Annotated in this window: 19 protein-coding genes; 12 read left to right on the top strand and 7 right to left on the bottom strand. The window is 47.2% G+C overall.

Features of this window, described 5'->3' with window-relative positions; genetic code table 11:
• Positions 1–208 precede the first annotated feature (208 nt).
• A complete protein-coding gene (locus AC06MN_RS12380; RefSeq protein WP_475672698.1) occupies positions 209–1,108 on the top strand; it encodes a diaminopimelate dehydrogenase in 900 nt (299 codons plus the stop codon).
• A gap of 2 nt (positions 1,109–1,110) precedes the next feature.
• Here the strand turns inward: AC06MN_RS12380 and AC06MN_RS12375 are convergent, their stop codons facing one another.
• Positions 1,111–1,257: a hypothetical protein gene (locus AC06MN_RS12375; RefSeq protein ID WP_475672697.1), complete on the bottom strand. Its 147-nt coding sequence runs from the start codon at positions 1,255–1,257 to the stop codon at positions 1,111–1,113.
• Between the two features lie 31 nt (positions 1,258–1,288).
• On the opposite strand from AC06MN_RS12375, the gene AC06MN_RS12370 reads away from it, so the two are divergent.
• From AC06MN_RS12370 to AC06MN_RS12330, 9 genes are all read left to right on the top strand, one after another.
• On the top strand, positions 1,289–3,460 hold the full coding sequence (locus AC06MN_RS12370; RefSeq protein ID WP_475672696.1) for a glycoside hydrolase family 3 N-terminal domain-containing protein: 2,172 nt from the start codon (positions 1,289–1,291) through the stop codon (positions 3,458–3,460).
• A gap of 63 nt (positions 3,461–3,523) precedes the next feature.
• Entirely contained in the window at positions 3,524–4,717 is a 1,194-nt protein-coding gene (locus AC06MN_RS12365) for an MFS transporter (protein WP_475672695.1), read from the top strand.
• A gap of 45 nt (positions 4,718–4,762) precedes the next feature.
• Complete coding sequence (locus AC06MN_RS12360) at positions 4,763–6,343, top strand: AAA family ATPase (protein ID WP_475672694.1); 1,581 nt, start codon at positions 4,763–4,765, stop codon at positions 6,341–6,343.
• Positions 6,344–6,361: 18 nt separating this feature from the next.
• Positions 6,362–7,120 carry a hypothetical protein gene (locus AC06MN_RS12355; RefSeq protein ID WP_475672693.1) on the top strand — a complete coding sequence of 253 codons (759 nt, stop codon included), beginning with the start codon at positions 6,362–6,364 and terminating at the stop codon, positions 7,118–7,120.
• Positions 7,117–8,229: a nucleotidyltransferase domain-containing protein gene (locus AC06MN_RS12350; protein ID WP_475672692.1), complete on the top strand. Its 1,113-nt coding sequence runs from the start codon at positions 7,117–7,119 to the stop codon at positions 8,227–8,229. The genes AC06MN_RS12355 and AC06MN_RS12350 overlap by 4 nt, the downstream gene beginning before the upstream one ends.
• Positions 8,230–8,252: 23 nt before the next feature.
• Positions 8,253–9,125, top strand: a complete 873-nt coding sequence (locus tag AC06MN_RS12345; RefSeq protein WP_475672691.1) for a hypothetical protein — start codon at positions 8,253–8,255, stop codon at positions 9,123–9,125.
• Complete coding sequence (locus AC06MN_RS12340; protein ID WP_475672690.1) at positions 9,122–9,559, top strand: S24/S26 family peptidase; 438 nt, start codon at positions 9,122–9,124, stop codon at positions 9,557–9,559. The genes AC06MN_RS12345 and AC06MN_RS12340 overlap by 4 nt, the downstream gene beginning before the upstream one ends.
• On the top strand, positions 9,556–9,822 hold the full coding sequence (locus AC06MN_RS12335; RefSeq protein ID WP_475672689.1) for a PqqD family protein: 267 nt from the start codon (positions 9,556–9,558) through the stop codon (positions 9,820–9,822). Before AC06MN_RS12340 ends, AC06MN_RS12335 begins: the two co-directional genes overlap by 4 nt.
• Positions 9,819–11,441 carry an ABC transporter ATP-binding protein gene (locus AC06MN_RS12330; protein ID WP_475672688.1) on the top strand — a complete coding sequence of 541 codons (1,623 nt, stop codon included), beginning with the start codon at positions 9,819–9,821 and terminating at the stop codon, positions 11,439–11,441. The genes AC06MN_RS12335 and AC06MN_RS12330 overlap by 4 nt, the downstream gene beginning before the upstream one ends.
• Before the next feature lie 9 nt (positions 11,442–11,450).
• Here the strand turns inward: AC06MN_RS12330 and AC06MN_RS12325 are convergent, their stop codons facing one another.
• The 3 genes from AC06MN_RS12325 to AC06MN_RS12315 form a co-directional block, all read right to left on the bottom strand.
• On the bottom strand, positions 11,451–12,341 hold the full coding sequence (locus AC06MN_RS12325) for a DMT family transporter (RefSeq protein ID WP_475672687.1): 891 nt from the start codon (positions 12,339–12,341) through the stop codon (positions 11,451–11,453).
• A gap of 113 nt (positions 12,342–12,454) precedes the next feature.
• Positions 12,455–13,231 (bottom strand): TrmH family RNA methyltransferase, encoded by a 777-nt coding sequence (locus tag AC06MN_RS12320; protein WP_475672686.1) that lies wholly within the window; start codon positions 13,229–13,231, stop codon positions 12,455–12,457.
• An 11-nt stretch (positions 13,232–13,242) separates the two neighbouring features.
• Complete coding sequence (locus AC06MN_RS12315; RefSeq protein ID WP_475672685.1) at positions 13,243–14,163, bottom strand: DMT family transporter; 921 nt, start codon at positions 14,161–14,163, stop codon at positions 13,243–13,245.
• Positions 14,164–14,241: 78 nt separating this feature from the next.
• On the opposite strand from AC06MN_RS12315, the gene AC06MN_RS12310 reads away from it, so the two are divergent.
• On the top strand, positions 14,242–14,793 hold the full coding sequence (locus AC06MN_RS12310) for a hypothetical protein (protein ID WP_475672684.1): 552 nt from the start codon (positions 14,242–14,244) through the stop codon (positions 14,791–14,793).
• 78 nt (positions 14,794–14,871) lie between these two features.
• On the opposite strand, the gene AC06MN_RS12305 is transcribed toward AC06MN_RS12310, so the two are convergent.
• From AC06MN_RS12305 to AC06MN_RS12295, 3 genes are all read right to left on the bottom strand, one after another.
• The gene (locus AC06MN_RS12305) at positions 14,872–15,375 is read right to left on the bottom strand and encodes a hypothetical protein (protein ID WP_475672683.1); all 504 of its coding nucleotides are present in this window, start codon (positions 15,373–15,375) and stop codon (positions 14,872–14,874) included.
• An 85-nt stretch (positions 15,376–15,460) separates the two neighbouring features.
• Positions 15,461–16,417: a calcium/sodium antiporter gene (locus AC06MN_RS12300; RefSeq protein WP_475672682.1), complete on the bottom strand. Its 957-nt coding sequence runs from the start codon at positions 16,415–16,417 to the stop codon at positions 15,461–15,463.
• A gap of 3 nt (positions 16,418–16,420) precedes the next feature.
• Complete coding sequence (locus AC06MN_RS12295; protein ID WP_475672681.1) at positions 16,421–17,092, bottom strand: YggS family pyridoxal phosphate-dependent enzyme; 672 nt, start codon at positions 17,090–17,092, stop codon at positions 16,421–16,423.
• A 409-nt stretch (positions 17,093–17,501) separates the two neighbouring features.
• Here AC06MN_RS12295 and AC06MN_RS12290 point away from each other — a divergent pair.
• A partial coding sequence (locus tag AC06MN_RS12290; RefSeq protein WP_475672680.1) for a leucine-rich repeat domain-containing protein occupies positions 17,502–18,113 on the top strand: 612 nt, incomplete at its 3' end.

The following is an 18,113-nucleotide window of genomic DNA, read 5'->3' as shown; positions in this document are numbered from 1 at the left end:
TTGCGAGATTCAAAGGCGGGTAGAGAAAGGTTTTGAGTGTTTTGGTTATAAAAAGGTCAAATTGTATATTATTGCCCTAAATTATTGCAACCTATGTTACTGTACTTGCTGTTGCATTGTTTTCATCCGGCAAAAGTGATGTTTTTTATCAATAGGGAATGCTTTTATCGCAAACTTTCCTATTTTTGCTCATCAAAATTCAATTGAAATGAAAAAGATTAGATCAGCTGTCGTAGGTTACGGCAATATAGGCCGTTATGCGGTGCAGGCTTTGGAAACGGCACCCGATTTTGAGATTGCCGGCATTGTGCGCCGTCAGGGCGATGACGATAAGCCTTTGGAACTGACGCCGTATAAGGTGGTGAAAGATATTCAGGAACTGAATGATGTCGATGTCGCGATTCTGGCCTTGCCGACGCGCAGCTGTCCCGAATATGCCAAACGGATTCTGCCTTTGGGCATCAATACGGTCGATTCTTTCGACATTCACACGTCGATTCCTGAATACCGTCATGAGCTGATGCCTATCAATAAGGAAACGAAAACCGTCAGCGTGATTGCTGCGGGCTGGGACCCTGGTTCGGATTCGGTGGTTCGCACTTTACTTCAAGGACTTGCCCCTAAGGGATTGACTTATACAAATTTCGGTCCAGGCATGTCGATGGGTCACAGCGTATGTGTGCGCGGCAAAAAAGGCGTGAAAAACGCTTTGTCGGTGACCATTCCTTTGGGCGAAGGCATTCACCGCCGCATGGTATATGTGGAATTGGAAGACGGAGCAAGTCTTGAACAGGTGACTGCCGACATCAAGGCCGACCCGTATTTCGCCAACGACGAGACTCATGTTTTTGCCGTCAATAGCGTCGATGATGTGCGCGATATGGGGCATGGCGTCAACATGGTGCGCAAAGGCGTTTCGGGCATGACCCAAAACCAGCGTTTCGATTTCAACATGAGCATCAACAATCCCGCCTTGACGGGCCAAGTGCTTGTGAACGTGGCGCGTGCCACCATGCGTTTGCAGCCCGGTTGCTACACGATGATTGAAATCCCAGTGGTGGATATGCTGCCTGGCGACAAGGAAGACTGGATTGGAAAATTAGTGTAGTCTCACAAAACACTCAAAACGATGACAATACTTTTTTTCAGCAGCGCAACGGCACCCAACTGGGTTGCCGTTGGAAAGTCTGCTAGTTGGCGGCTTTCTTTTCCTTTTTTGATTGTGTTTTTTCTTGTTTTGTGCTCTTCATGCTCCAAACATGACAAGGTTGGTGAACTCATTTCCCAAATGACCCTCGACGAGAAATGCGGTCAGCTGTCATGTCCGATTGGTTTCAATTTTTATGAAAAGGAAGGCGATTCGCTCTGGTTCAGCGAGAGTTTCAAAGGTATGATGGACACGTTGCCGTTGGGCTCATGTTATGGCGTTTTGCGTGCCGACCCTTGGTCGCAAAAGACGGTGGAAACGGGTTTGAAACCTGCACAAGCGGCCATCATGCTGAACGAAATGCAGCGTTATGCCATTGAAAATACGCGCTTGGGCATTCCGTTGCTGTTTTGTGAGGAAGCACCGCATGGCCACATGGCAATCGGCACAACGGTTTTCCCGACAGGCATTGCACAGGCGAGCACTTGGAATCCAAAACTGCTCGAAAAAATGGGTGAGGTTATGGGCAAGGAAATCCGATTGCAAGGCGCACAAGTGGGTTATGGTCCAGTCTTGGACATTGCCCGTGACCCACGTTGGTCGCGGGTGGAGGAAACCATGGGTGAAGATCCATATCTTACTGGTACTCTTGGTGCTGCCGTTGTAAAAGGAATGCAGAAAAACGTGGTTTCCACTTTGAAACACCTCGCAGCGTATGGCATGTCGCAAGGCGGACATAATGGAGCCGCCGCTGAAGTGGGGAAAAACCGCTTGATGAACGATTATCTGCCTGCCTACGAAATGGCAATAAAACAAGGCGGTGCCCAATCGGTGATGACATCCTACAATGCCATCGACGGCGTGCCATGTACGTCAAATGCTTGGCTTTTGCAAGAGGTTTTGCGTAAATCATGGAGTTTCGATGGTGTCGTTTTCTCCGATTTGTTTTCCATAAATGCCTTATTTGCCACCCATCATGTGGCGGCTGATCCTGCCAAAGCCGCGGCTTTGGCTTTGAAAGCGGGCGTCGATATTGATCTTAGCGGCTATAGTTACGGCGGTTTCCTGAAAGAGGCCTTGCAGCGTGGATTAATTACCGAAGATGACATAGACCGTGCTGTGCGTCATGTCTTGCAGCTGAAATTTGATTTGGACCTGTTCGACAATCCGTTTGTGGATGAGACACTTGCGGAAAAAGAAGTCGGTTCTGCCGAAAACATTAGCCTTGCAAAACAAGTCGCTTTGGAATCGGCAATTCTGCTGAAAAATGATGGCATTTTGCCTTTTGCTGAAACAATTAAAAAAGTCGCCGTAATCGGCCCGAATGCGGATAACATGTACAATCAGTTGGGCGATTACACGTCACCGCAAGAGCCTGAGAGAATCGTTACGATGTTGGAAGGAATCTGTGAAAAGGGCAGGGCAGAGGTGGTCTATGCTAAAGGCTGCTCGGTGCGTGATGAATCGGATGCAGACATTGAATCGGCGGTGAAAGCCGCACAATCGGCTGATGCCGTGGTTTTGGTTGTCGGTGGTTCATCGGCGCGTGACTCCAATTCGAGTTTTACGCAAGCCACTCCGTCGCTTTCCGATATGGAATGTGGCGAAGGCTACGACCGCTGCACTTTGGATTTGTTAGGCAAGCAGAACGAGTTGATGAAAGCCGTTTATTCCCTTGGGAAACCAGTCGTTACGGTTTATATTGAAGGTCGTCCGATGCTGAAAAACCTTGCTGCTGAAAAGTCCAATGCTTTGCTGATGCTATGGTATCCGGGCATGGAAGGCGGTTCGGCTTTGGCCGACATCCTTTGGGGCGATTACAATCCAGCTGGCCGTTTGCCGATTTCCATTCCTTGTAATGTGGGCCAGATTCCAGTTTATTATTCCCAGCCCAATTGTTCCGATTATGTTGAAAGTTCCTCAAAACCTTTGTATGCTTTCGGCTATGGCCTGAGTTTCACGCAGTTCGAATACAGCGATTTGCAAATAGAGCAACATCCGAACAATGCTGATGCTCTGTTTGTCATTTCGTGTTCGGTGAAAAATGTAGGAGACTACGATGGCGATGAAGTGGTTCAGCTTTATGTCCGTGATGAAGAGGCTTCCCTTACGCCGCCTTCAAAACTGCTGAAAGGCTTCCGAAGGGTGCATATTAATAAAGGTGAAACGGCTTCTGTGTCTTTCACGCTTTCTGAAAGTGATTTGTCCGTTTTTTCCACCGAAAAAGGCTGGCATTTCGAGCCTGGCAAATTTACCTTTATGGTGGGGGCTTCGTCAGACGATGTGAGATTGGAGTGTTCCGCTAAAATTTGATGTTTTCCATTACAACGATGCTTCCCGAAAAAACGTATCTTTGCACGTTTTTTCAAAAGGGTTATGGTAGAGAAACTTTTCAATAAGAATTACATTTGCCTTTGCATTGCTAACTTTCTGTTTTTCTTTTCGTTCTACCTATTGCTGCCAGTACTGCCTTTCTTCATCCAGCAGAATTTTCAGGCGAGCAATTCGGTGGTCGGGGCGGTCATTTCGTGCTACACCTTGGCAACCTTGTGCGTGCGTCCGTTCTCGGGCTACATGATGGATGCTTTCAAACGCAAACCGCTTTATCTGCTTGCCTTGTCGGTGTTTACAGCCGTTTTTTGCGGCTATCTTTTTGCGTCAACCATCACTATTCTTATCATTGTGCGCATTCTGCACGGTTTGTCATTCGGCTTGACTTCAGTAGGCGGCAACACTTTGGTGATTGATGTCGTGCCGTCGGCAAGAAGGGGAGAAGGTATTGGATATTTTGGCGTGGCCAATAACATCGCGATGGCGGTTGGGCCGATGACGGGATTGTTTGTCTATGAGAAATATAGCTTCAATGTTATTTTCATCGGTTGCATGGTGTGTAGTCTTTTGGCAGCTTTGTTTGCTTCGCGTATTGAGACGAAATTCCGTCCTCCGTTGAAGCGTCCGCCTTTGTCGTTCGACCGTTTCATTCTCATTAAAGGTCTGCTGGCAGGCGTTTCTTTCATGCTGCTGGCTTTCGCATACGGACAGATTTCCAACTACATAGCTCTTTATGCAAAGGAGATGGACCTTGCCATCAGCAGCGGTTTGTTCTTCACGGTTTATGCCGTTGGCCTCATTGCTTCGCGTTTGTTCTCGGGCCGTATGGTCGACAAAGGTAAGGTGTCGTTCACCATCGTGATAGGTCTCGCCATCGTAGTGCTCGCCATGTTGGGTTTGGCTTTGTGCCACTATGTCAACGACTTGAATGCGAAATTTACCTCTGTGGCATTCCTCTCGATTGCCATGCTTTGCGGTATGGGTTTCGGCACTTGTTTCCCCGCTTTCAATGCCTTGTTCATCAATTTGGCACCGAACAGTCAGCGCGGTACGGCTACTTCTACTTATCTGACTTCCTGGGATTTAGGACTTGGTATTGGCATTTTTTCGGGCGGTGCCATTTCCGAACATTTCTCGTTCAGTGCGGCTTATCTGGTGGCCGACATTATGGTCGTTGTCGCCTTGGCGTTCTTCATCGCTGTCGTTGCGCCGCATTATGAGCGGAATAAGTTGCGGTAAATGGGAAAAGTTTTTATTTTTGCGCTTTGAAAAAATCATAAAGCCATGGGCATCTATCTCAATCCGAACAACGTGCTGTTGCAGCGAGCTAAAAAATCAGAAATCTTTATCGACAAATCGATGATGATTGCCGAACTGAACAAACTTGTTGATACGGAGAACAATTTCCTCTGTATCTCCCGCCCACGCCGTTTCGGAAAGAGTATGGCAGGCAATATGATTTCGGCCTATTATTCGAAAGGCTGCGACTCAAGGGAATTGTTCATGGACTTGAAGATTGCCAAGGATAAGAGCTTTGAAGAATATCTTAACAAGCTGAATGTGATCAAGTTCGACTTAAATGCGGTGTATAGGAACATTAAGGATAAAAGTAACCTGATTGATTTCATCACGGAGATGGTTAAGGATGAACTCAGGGAAACTTTCCCTTCAGTCAAACTCTATGAGGATGATACGCTTCCGATAGCCATTCAGCGTGTGTATGCCAAGACCGGCGAAACTTTCGCCGTTATCATCGACGAATATGATGTGCTTGTTCGCGAGCAAGTTGAAAGCAAGCTCTTCAATGCGTATCTCGAATTTTTGAACGGACTTTTCAAGAATACTGACCTTTCGCCTGCCATTTCGCTTGCCTATCTTACAGGCATTCTGCCCATTGTGCGCGACAAAATACAGTCGAAACTCAACCTTTTCACCGAGTATTCGATGACCAATCCGATGAAACTTGCCGAATTTGTGGGTTTCACGGCAGAAGAAACAAAAGGTCTTTGCGAGCAGTATGGCATGGATTACGAGGAGTGCAAGCGCTGGTATGATGGCTATGATTTAAAGACGGTGAGGGAGATTTTCAGTCCGCGTTCGGTTGTGAGTGCCATGATGAACCGTGAATACGGCAGTTACTGGACGCAGACAGGTTCATACGAGGCCTTGAAACTCTACATTCTGATGAATTTCGATGGCATGAAGGATGATGTCATTACGATGATGGGTGGCGGAAAGGCGCCTGTCGAGGTGGATTCCTACCTGAACACGATGACGGATTTCCACGGCAAGGACGATGTGTTCACCTACCTGATACATCTCGGCTACCTGGCCTACGATAGGGAAACGCAACTCTGCTATATACCGAATGAGGAAATCCGCAAGCAGTGGGTGATTTCAGTCCAGCACGAAAAGGATTATCAGCCCATTATCAAGATGATAAATGATTCCAAGCAGTTGCTTGAGGCCACTATCAATAAGGATGAGGCTGCTGTGGCCGCCGCCTTGAGTGAGGCGCATATCCGCACCACCAATCCGCTGACTTACAACAATGAGGCATCGTTTCAAAGTGCGATTGGTTTGGCCTATTTCTATGCAAACACGAAATACACGGTCATAAAGGAATTGCCCACGGGCAAAGGCTATGCCGATTTGGCGCTGATTCCATACGTCCCGAACATTCCGGCCATGATTATCGAACTGAAAAACAACAAGTCGGCGGAATCGGCGATAAACCAGATAAAGGAAAAGAAATATGATGACCTGCTGGAACATTATCGTGGCAACTTGCTTTTTGTGGGCATCAATTACGATGAAAAGACCAAGGAGCATCAATGCCATATTGAAGAATGTGTGATTGAATGATTGTAATGTGATAGGATAATGTTAAAGAAACTGTTTTCGGTAACGCTTTTACTGACAAATCTGATGTTGCTTTCTTGCAGCGAAAAGGCTCCATCGAAAGATGTATTCTATCTGAACAACGATTCGGCTGGAGGACATGGGAAGCAGGTCGTTTTTGATTTCGATGGCATGTTGGCTCGCGATAGCTCGTTCTCGCAGGAATATGCTTTTTGCCGCCAGCAGAAGGTGGAAGGCAGCGATTATTATTTTGCCGTTATGCCCGAGGAGAATTATGTGGGTTTTTGTAACGGAAATCCTACAATAAGGCTCTTCCAACATCAGCAGTATTTGCCTTCGGGCATTGACTTGCCAGCGCGTCCGACGGTGGCTTGCGGAAAACTTAGGGAACAGAAATTCAGCAGTGTATGCGGAGGCTTGCAGGTGCTGTTGAAAGGCAATGCCACGGTTACGGCCTTGCGCTTTACCGATAACGATACAATTGACAGGCTGTGGGGAAACTATGTTGTGCGTCACATTGGCAAGGAAGACCAGCAGCTTTTGGCGTTGTCATCATCGGAAGGCAACAATGAAGTCTGGCTGGATTGTCCCGAAGGTGTTGCCTTGTCGAATGACACTGCGAAAGTCTTCACTGTCATGTTGCCTCCAGGCGCGTTTTACCGTGGCTTTGCTATGGATGTTTTCTGCGGCGATTCCGTGCTGTATCATGTTGCTACCGAAAGCGACAATACGATAGTTCGTGGCAAGATGCGCAGAATGTCTGAAATCGTAATTCGTTGAGTATCATAAAGGAATCTGATAGCATGTATTTCTCTCTGCTTCGTTCCGCCTTGTGGAATGGCTCGGAGGATGCCGTGCGTAAGGTGGATTGGAAAAATGTCCTTGAAACGGCACGCCGACAGACTACGATGGGACTTGTCTGTCATGCAGGATTGCAATGTGAGGCAGGACGGGCGCTGCCGCAAAAAAACAAGGACTTTCTGCGCAATAAGCTCGTCGCATTGGCTCGGACACATCAGCGCATCAATGCCATGATTGCGCGAATCGTCACGGCTTTGCGCGATAATGGCATCGAGTCGGTGCTGATGAAAGGGCAGGGGATGGCGGCCAATTATCCTGTCGCCGAATTGCGTCAGTGTGGCGACATCGATTTGTATGTAGGCAAACAGAAATATGATGTGGCCTGTGCCTTGGTCAATGAAATGGCGGGCGAAGCGGAAGCCGCCAAGGGTTATGGTACGGAACTGAATTACCATGTCGTTGTTGATGGCGTGACTGTCGAAATCCATAGGCTTACATCATTGTTCTATTATCGTGAAATGAATGTCATCTATGAGCCTTATTCCGACCAAGGAATGGCAATCGGGGGCAATTCGATGATGATAAACGGAGTGAATGTTTGGCTTCCTGCCGACACTTTCAATGCCCTGTTCGTATTTCATCATGCATATCATCATTTTATTTCGGGCGGCATCGGAATGCGCCAGTTGTGCGATTGGATCCTTTTGCTTCATGCGAAGTGTGAAACCATCAACAGAAATGAATTGAGCGACATGTTGCGCCGCCTTCATCTGATGGATGCCTGGCAGGTGTTCGGCTGCATCGCTGTTGATTGGCTGGGATTGCCAAAGGATGAAATGCCTTTTTACGATGGCAAATGCGTCAAAAGGGCGAAACGTGCCGTGGAAATCATATTGAAAGAAGGTAATTTCGGCATTGAATGGAGTATGGCGAAGACGCATAGAAAACAAATCGGATGGAAACGCCGTCTGACAACTTTCTTAAGTATTCAGGTAAGGCAATGGCGGTTGCTTTGGGTGTTTCCGAAAATAGCCTTGCGTCAATACCGTGAAAAAATGGTTGGCGGCATAAAGAAAAATATTGTGTAGTTTTGCATTTGTTTTTTTGAAAGATGAAAATTAGTAGATATTATAAAGTAGCAGGGTCTGTGTTTTCCGTCATTTCGGATAACGATTCCATTATTGATGGCTTGGAGAATTACAAACCATTTGAAAATCAGGGAGAGAATCCCGTGTCTTTTGAAATTAGTGTTGAATCATTCGCTGATGCTGATAAGAAACTGTATTTCAATGAAGTGGTTGAAAAGGATGCACCGATGATTTCAATTTACCGTTGTGGTGAAGACTGGCTTTTCGAGATGGCACCCACAGCCATGCAGCCTTGTTGCGCCAAGCTTTTGGCCACGCCTGATTTTTCAAAGGCAAAACTGAAACTGCTGGAAAATGCCGACCTGCATTTCGTCATCGACACCTCCTGCATGTTGATGTTTGCTTTCGTCAATGCGACTCACGGCATCCTTGAAATGCACGCCTCGGTGATTGAAAACCAAGGCAAGGGCTATCTTTTCCTCGGCAAGAGCGGCACGGGCAAGAGTACGCACAGCCGCCTTTGGCTTGAAAATGTACCTGGCTGCCGTCTGCTTAACGACGATAATCCTATTGTCAGGATTCAGGACGACGGCACGGTATGGGTCTACGGCTCGCCTTGGAGTGGCAAAACGCCGTGTTATATAAATAAAGGCGTGCCTGTCGGCGGCATCGTGAAGTTGGCCCAGGCACCCGAAAACAGGATTCGTAGCTGCGCCCTGCCCGAAGCCTACGCTGCATTGTATTCTTCCGTTTCGGGCTTGAAAATGAACCGCGAGATGTATGACGGCTTGCATGAGACCATGGAAAAGACTGTGGTTTCGGTGCCGTTCTATCATCTGGATTGTCTGCCTGATGCCGATGCTGCGCAATTGTCTTCAAAAACCATCATGAAATGACCGAGATTATCCTCCCTGACGAAGTAATGATGGAAAGCTTTGACGCTTTCCTCGCCGAAGGCCGCGAAGTGCGTTTCACGCCCAAAGGCGTGAGCATGCGTCCGTTCATCGAGGGAGGACGCGACAGCGTGATTTTGAGGAAAAATGATGTTGTTGAGGTCGGCGATATTGTCTTGGCAAAACTCAAAGATGGACGCTTTGTCTTGCATCGCGTCATTGCGAAATCGGGTGATAATCTGACGCTTATGGGAGATGGTAACCTGCAGGGAACGGAAGCGGCGAGGGTATGCAATGTTTTGGGAACTGCGGTTGGCATCGTCAAGCCGAATGGGAAACGTGTGAGGCCGAAAAAAGGCCGACTTTGGCTTAAAATGTTGCCTTTCAGGAAACGCTTGTTGTGGATTTATAGGAAAAAATTGAAATTAGGAATATGAGAACAAAGAAAGATTTAGTGCTTCGTCCTTTGGGCGACCAGTTTATTCTTGTTGCGGAAGGCAATGCCGTTGCCGATTTCACGCAAATGGTGTCGATGAATGCTTCCTCGGCTTATCTGTGGGATGCAGTCGAAGGGAAGGATTTCGAATTGGCAACGCTCGTCGACCTTCTTGTCGAGGCTTACGGCATTCCTAAAGACCAGGCGGAACATGATGCTGCCGTCGTTTTGGACGATTGGAAGCGAATCGGCATAATGGAATGAGAAATTTCAAATCCTGCATAAAAGGTCTGCATGGCTTTGCAAGCGTTGCCCGTGGCCGGATGCTGCTTTGCGTGCTTATCGGACTGATAGGCGTGGCGGCATCGTTGTCGTTTGTGGCAGTTTGCAAGACCTTGGTCGACATTGCGACGGGAACCCTCGACAAGCCCATCATGCCTTACGTTTGGGCTATGATTGGCATCATGCTCTTGCAATTGCTTTCGCATGTGGCGTATGATTATCTTGAGGGCCTCAATTCCATCAAGACGCAGATAAGAATCAGACGGTCGTTATATGCCCATGTGCTTAACAGCCAGTGGGATGGCCGAGATACCTTTCATAGTGGCGATGCCATTAACCGCTTGGAACAGGATGTGAGCATAGTGGTGGATTTTTGCTGTTCGCGTTTGCCAAGCGTGGTGATAACGGTCTTCCAATTGCTGGCCGCTTCGGTTTTCCTGTTGATGATGGCTCCCAATCTGCTTTGGATTTTGCTTGTGCTGATGGTGGTGGCTGTCTTGGGAAGCCGCTTGTTTTTCAATACTTTGCGTGGCCTGACTAATGCCATTCGTGCCAAGGACAGTGCCATTCAGGCGCATTTGCAGGAAACACTGCAGAATCGTATCGTCGTGCTTACCATTGCAGGTGCGAAACGTATGGTGGATCGCTTGCGCTGGTTGCAGAAGGATTTGTATGGCGACACGCGAAAACGCTTGAATTACGGAGCCATTGCACGCACGTTCATGAGTCTGGGTTTCGCATCAGGCTATGCCGTGGCTTTTCTGTGGGGCGTGTTCGGCATCCGTAGCGGTGCGGTCACTTTCGGCATGATGACGGCTTTCCTGCAACTGGTAGGGCAGGTGCAACGCCCGGTGGCTAGTCTCGCCAAGGTGGTGCCGAATTTCATCCGTGCTTTGACATCGGTGGAGCGTCTGATGGACCTTCAGGATTTGCCTTTGGAGAAAGAAACGGAGCCTGAATCCATTACCGAAGTTCCTGAAATTGAGGTGCGTCAATTGACTTTCTCATATCCGAATCAGCAGAAAAAAGTGTTTGACGGCTTTTCATCACGTTTCCCCGCCGGAAAACTGACGGCCATTGTAGGCGAGACGGGTGCCGGGAAAAGCACTTTGACGAAATTGCTTCTGGCATTGCTGAGACCTGAATCAGGAGAAATACGAATTGCAGGACGTCCTGCCAATGTGGGTTTGCGTTGCAATTTCATGTATGTCCCGCAGGGCAACAGCCTTTTCAGTGGCACCATCCGTGACAACCTGCTGATGGCCAAGCCTGATGCTTCGGAAGATGAAATCAATGAAGTCTTGCATCGTGCAGTGGCTGATTTTGTCTTCGATTTGCCCCAAGGCATTGCAACTTCATGCAGCGAGCGTGGCGGCGGCTTGAGCGAAGGCCAGGCGCAGCGCATCGCCATTGCGCGTGGCTTGTTGCATGAAGGCAATATCCTGATTCTTGATGAGGCCACATCCGCCGTCGATGCCGAAACGGAATGTAAGCTGCTGCAAAACCTGAAGCAGTATTATCATGGCAAGAAAACCATTCTATTCATTTCGCATCGCGAAGCAGTCGTGGCTGAGGCTGATGCAGTGGTGAAGATTGGGTAGTTTGGACTATTATAATTTGGTGTCGGAAACGCTTTCCCTTTTTCTCACCTCGCTCCAAGTTTGCAAGGCTACCGACAGGATAATCAACGCAATGCCGCAATAAAATGCCACATTCAGTTCCTTGTATTCCTTGAAGATGAACATGGAAAGGATGATGCTGTAGACGGGTTCCAGATTATAGGTCAGATTGACGGTGAAAGCAGCAATTTTTTGCAGGACAATGATTTGTAGCAGGCATAATCCGATGGTGCAGATAATGACCATAAATGAAAGATAGGCCAGGTCTAATCCGGTTGGAATGAGTCTGCCTATTGGAATGAAAATCTGATAGATGGGGAGTAAAACCGACAATCCGATGAGGCCGCCTGTCATTTCCCAAAACAGCATGTTTTTGGCTTCGTAGTTTTTACCAACTCTTTGGTTGGCAATGGCGAAAAGGGCATATAAAGCCGAAGAGACGATGCCTAAGCAAATACCCAAGCGATAACGTGCATCGAACTGGAAGATGAGGTAAATGCCTAACAACGTGAGCAGACTGAAAAGAAACTCGCGCGCCGAGAACTTGTGCCTGTTGATGATAGGCTCGAACAGGGCTGTAAAGAACCCCACTAACGAGAAGCAAACTACGCCAATGGAAACATTGGATGACTTGATGCTGGCATAAAAGAAAACCCAATGCAGGCAAAGCAACATGCCGACGCCACCCATTTGCAACTTGTCGTGGAAATCGCTCTTTTTGAATTGTTTGGTGATGATTAGAAAGACCAGCATAAGCAATCCAGCAAAGGCCATGCGATACCAGACCAACACGGCGGAATCGAGGCTGATGAGACGCCCCAGAACGCCGGTGAATCCGGCAATGAAGACCGATAGATGCAGCAGTAAGTAGTCTTTTTTCATGTTTTTTGCTTTTGGCCTTTAGCTTCTGGCTATTGGCACTTTATTCAATAAAATGTAATGGTGTTATATTTGGAATCATTGTGCCAGAAGCCAATAGCCAAAAGCCAGAGGCATTAAAACTGCTCTCTCCGTCTTTGCCGAATGGCTTCAAAAGTGACAATGGCCGTGGTGACCGAAACATTCAGCGAATCGGCAATGCCGTTCATCGGGATGATAATGTTCTGGTCGGCGGCTTCCACCCAGGCATCAGAAATGCCCGTGGCTTCAGTGCCCATCACGATGGCTGATGCGCCTCGGAAATCGGCATCCAGGTAATCGATGGAGGCTTTCAGGTAGGTGCAGTAAATCTTGATGTGATTGCTTTTCAGCCAACTGATACATTCTTCCGTCGAGCAGGCATATACAGGCACGCTGAACATACAGCCTATGCTGGCGCGGATGGCGTTAGGGTTGAAAATGTCGGTCTGTGGGTCGGCCACGATGACGGCATCAACGCCAGCAGCATCGGCGGTACGCATGATGGCACCCAAATTGCCGGGCTTTTCGACGGTTTCCAACACGATGACCAAGGCGTTTTCTCTTGGACGGAACTCGTTCAGGCTCTTGTATTTAGGCCTTGACAAAGCCAGCAGTCCATCGCTGCCTTCGCGATAGGCGATTTTGTCGAACACTTCTTCCGAAACCTCTTCCGTCCAGTTGGCGGTGATGCTTAACGGCTCGCGCAAAAGGGTGGGACAGACGTAAAGCTGGTCAATCTCAAAGCCGCATTTCTGGGCACGTTCAATCTCCCGTTGCCCTTCGATGATGATGAGGTTCTGCTCGCGGCGTTCGGAGGCTTTCTGCAACTTGACGATGTTCTTTATCTTAGGGTTTGTCTTGCTGGTAATCATGCCGATAGTCTTTATTTTGTGGATTTTTCTCTTGATAATCTTGCCTGTCTCAAGTCTTTAAGTTGCGAAAGCACGAGACCGAAAACGACAAGGACGATGCCGATGATTTTCTGTGGCGTCAGGCTTTCGTGAATGATGAAATAGCTGAAAATGGCGGTGAACACGGGAATCAGGTTGGTGTAGACATTGGCTTTCGAAGCGCCTAATTTGCTGTAGGCGAAGGCCCACAAAGCGTAGGCGATGGCGCTGCAAAACACGCCAAGGCAAACCAATGGAACGATATATGCTCGCACGTTGGCATAGTTAGGCGATGGATCAAGGCGTCCCATCACTATGACCAACGGAATGAAGTAAATCATGCCGATGATGTTTTGCATCCATGTGATTGTCAATGGTTTGTATAATTTTGTCAATTTGATGAGGGCGATGGAATAGCCAACGGCAACAATGACGGCACCCGAAAGAAAAAGAATGCCTTTTGGTGATGCCGTGAGATCTAAGTTCTTGTTAAGCAGCATGGTTACGACGCCAACGAATGAAACGACAAGTCCTACAATGTTCATGGGTGTAAGCTTCTCTTTCAGGAAGATGGCCGCAGCGATAGGGGTCACCAACGGTATCATGGCGACGATGGCCGACCCGATGATGGGTGAGGAGTTTTTCAAACCGTAGCCTTCGCAAATGAAATAGAGGAACGGTTCGAAAAGTGCTGCCAATGCAAAAAGTGCGAGATGCTCTTTCCTGATTTTCTCGTTGAGGCGGAAGATGAATAGAATGGCTGTGAAGAAAATTGTTGCCACGACTAAACGTAGGAAAATCGTTGTGGTAGGATTCAGGCTTTCATAAACTTGCGTCGACCAGATGAACGATAATCCCCAAGCTGTCATGGCGATTATGCCAGCCGCATGTGTCAAAATATAACTTTCTTTCATGGCCGCAAAGGTATTAAATTGTATCTTTGGAGCGTGAATTATAAAAGAAAAAATTATCAACCTTTAAATTGCAGTAAAATGAAAAAAGTGAAATTTTTGAGTATGGCTTTATTAGCCGTTTTCATGTTGGCATCGTGTGCAAAAGAAGGCCCCATGGGACCTGTTGGTCCTCAAGGTCCTGCTGGCTATGATGGTCTTGATGGTCACGATGGCAACGCAAATGTATGTTCTTCAACCTTAACGGTTTATCCTAACGATTGGTATTTGGATAATGGTTCTTGGAGAGTCGATTTCGACTATGCGGCCATCAATGCCAACATTTATGGCAGTGGCGCCGTGCTGGTGTATATGAAAACCGATAATGTTTGGAATCAGCTTCCAAGGACGTTCTACTATTCCGAAACTAATGATGCTGGAGAAGAAGTGTTTTATTCTTCGTCATTGGACGTTTCTTTCTATTTGGAAGGCGTGAGCGTGCTTTGGACGGAGAGTGATTTCTATGATGGCTACCAGCCTGAGACTCATGACTTCAGAATCGTAGTGATAGGTGCAGGTCTCTACAATGCGCATCCTGAAGTAGATTATGATGATTATGAATCGGTAAAGTCGACTTTCGGCCTGACGGACTGAAAATGACGTAATCGCATTAATAAAATAAAACAAGGTGGCTCGTTTGAGCCACCTTGTTTTTGTTGTTTCTATTGATTGTTAATCGGCAAGTTGGAAAGCAGTCTTGACGGCTTCGTAGTTGCTGTAGTCGACATCCTGGCGGTCGTAGTACAATCCGGAGGCAATGACTACAATCTTAAATTGGTGCGTGTCAGGTCTGTAACCATCGTATAAGTCGTTTTCTGTCCAGAAAATACTGACACCGCCTTGGTATGACGAAACTTCAAGCGATGAAGAATAAAACTGTTCAACTCCTTGATTGTCAGTCTGTGAGTAATAGAATGTCAAAGGAATCTGCCTCCATGTGTTTCTATCGTTCATGTAAACCAGAACTGCTCCGTAATCGTGAATGTCAAGGTTGATTGCGGCATAATCGATGTCAACGCGCCACGAAGTGTTGTTGTCCCAATACCAGTCTTGCGAGGAAACAGTAACGGTTGATGAAGCGACATTGGCATTGCCGGCAGGACCTTGTGGGCCTCTGCATGAAGCAAAAAACATGGTGGCGACGATAGCCAAACAAATTAGGGTGAATTTTTTCATTTTTCTAAGTATTTAATTGTTAATAATTCAAGTGATGCTTTCCACTATACAAAAATCTTGCCGAAAATATGTGTTTTTACACAAATTATGCGCTAATGATAGAATAAGTTATAAATGCGGCATAGCCCAACAGCAAAAATGAGCCTTCAACCCTCGAAAGTTTGTGTCGGCCTTTGCCTGTTAATACGAAAAGCAGCATCAGGGCATTGGCGGTGAAAAGTATAAGAAGCTGAATATTCATCATCGGTTCGAACTCAAGTGGCATGATCAATGCACTGATGCCCAAAACGATGAAAATGTTCAAGATGTTGGAACCAACCACGTTTCCGATGGCAATGTCGGAGTTTTTCTTTGTGGCGGCAACGATGGAAGTAATCAGTTCGGGTAGGGAAGTGGCGGTGGCAACTATCGTCAAGCCTATCATCGATTCATCCATGCCCCATAAACGTGCCAGCGACTGTGCGTTGCGCGAAACAAGTTCACCGCCTAAATAGAGACCTCCGATGCCAGCGAAAAGCAAGAGGATGGTTTTGCCCCAAGGTAAAGGAATCTGCTCAATATCAGCATCTCCTGTCGGCGACTCGCTTTTGGCCATCGTCATGTAAAGATAGGCGGCGGCAAGCAAAAGCAGAACGATGCCCTCAATCCAATTGACCGTCTTTGAACTGCCGATGAAGAAATCGTTGGCCATCAATGTCAATGCGAGTGTGGCAACGAAACCTGCCGGAATGTCGCGTTTTATGGATATGTTGTTGACATCAATCGGGTAAATCATGGCACTGACACCGAGAATGAGCAGAATGTTCATCGTGTTGCTGCCGATGATATTGCCTATGGCCAGGCCGGAACTTCCTTTGGCGCACGAAAAGATATTGACGATGAGTTCGGGCAGTGATGTTCCGAAGGCCACAATCGTCAATCCTATTATTAAAGGTGATAGTTTGGCGCGTATGCCGACGCTTGTCGCACCATCAACGAGCCAATTGGCTCCTAAAATAAGGGCAACGAAACCAACAATAAGAAGTGTGAATGTGAGCAACATGGCTTAGACATTGTAGTTTCGGGCGCCGAAAATCCTGCTGCCGACACGCACCAATGTTGCACCTTCGGCAATGGCAATCGGGTAGTCGTCGGACATGCCCATCGAGATTTCCTTGAATTGCTGCTGGTTGGCGAAATATTTCTGTTTCAGCGTGTCGAAAATCGTTTTCAAATGGCGGAATTCCTTGTGAATCTCGTCTTCATCGTCGGTGAAAGTGGCCATGCCCATCACGCCGCAGAGGCGTACGTTCTCCATTTGCTTGAAAGAATCGGAGTTCAGCAGTTTTTCGGCTTCTTCCAGATTGAGGCCGAATTTGGTTTCCTCGTTGGCGATGTGAAACTGCAAAAGGCAGTCTACAACGCGTCCGTGTTTCTTCGCTTCCTTGTTAACGGCTTCCAGAAGATTCTGTGAATCAATGGAATGAATCAGCGAAACGAAAGGAATGATGTATTTTATCTTGTTGGTTTGCAAGTGACCGATGAAATGCCATTGTATGTCGTGGGGCAAGACTTCGTGTTTGTCGCGCATTTCCAAGGCATGGTTTTCGCCGAAAATGCGTTGTCCGGCATCGTAGGCTTCCTGCAAGTCGCTGACGGGTTTCGTCTTTGAAACGGCAACCAAGGTGACGTTTGCTGGTATCGTTGCGCGGACGGCTTCTAAATTCTCTTTAATCATGGTAATTGCTATTGACGTGCAAAAATAAGAATGATTTTTAGAATAGTGAGCAAGTTATTGCTAATTTTCAATCAAAGATACGATGCACGGATTTATTGGAACCGCTGATTTCGCTGATTTTCAATAGACTGCTTTAAATCGAACACGGATTTAACGGATTGACACGGAAATTTTAAATGCGCATCCTTCGATAAATCCCTTCGATGCTTCGACATGCTCAGCAACCTAAGCTCAGGGAGCGCAGGAACCGCGCATAAATTACACTGATTGGCTGACGCAAGAAAGAAAGAAGAAAGCAAGGATTAATGAAAGATTTGTGTTGGATTTGTCTCCAACAAAAAACACTTGAAAGCAAACCGATTTTTCCGTATCTTTGCCGCCAATTTTACAGATAATAAATAAATAAATAATGAAGAAAATGCTTCTCATTCTTGCAGCCTTATTGTGCTGTTGCTTCGCGCTGAAGGCGCAAGATTTCACTTATGAAAACCTGAACTACCACGTTACAGGCACCAACCCGCCCACCGTTGAGCTGACAGGACACACCGAGGGCTTTACCGCCCATGATTTTGTCATTCCTTCCACTGTAGAAGATAATGACGGCACGTCCTACTCCGTGACAAGCATTGGAAACTATGCTTTTTTTAATTGTTCAGGCTTCACTGGCTCGCTCACCATTCCAAATTCCGTAACAAGCATTGGATGGGTAGCTTTTATTAATTGCTCAGGCTTCAACGGCTCGCTCACCATCGGCAACGCCGTGACAAGCATTAAAGAAATGGCTTTTGCGCATTGCAATTTCACCCATATCATTGCCAAGCCCGCCACGCCGCCTACTTTAGGCAATAATGTTTTTGACGGCATGACAGAATCGCTAACCGTCACCGTGCCTTGCGGCAAGGAGAATGACTATAAAGACAGCTGGAGGGTAGTTGCCGACAAAATAACGGAAGGCTTCGTGTATGTCCTCACGGTTGCATCGGCAAACCCTGACTTTGGCACGGCAAGCATAACGCAGCAA

The organism is Candidatus Limimorpha sp., from assembly GCF_056203535.1.
The sequence above is the reverse complement of the archived record's forward strand: the minus strand, read 5'-3'. Positions and strand labels throughout refer to the sequence as shown.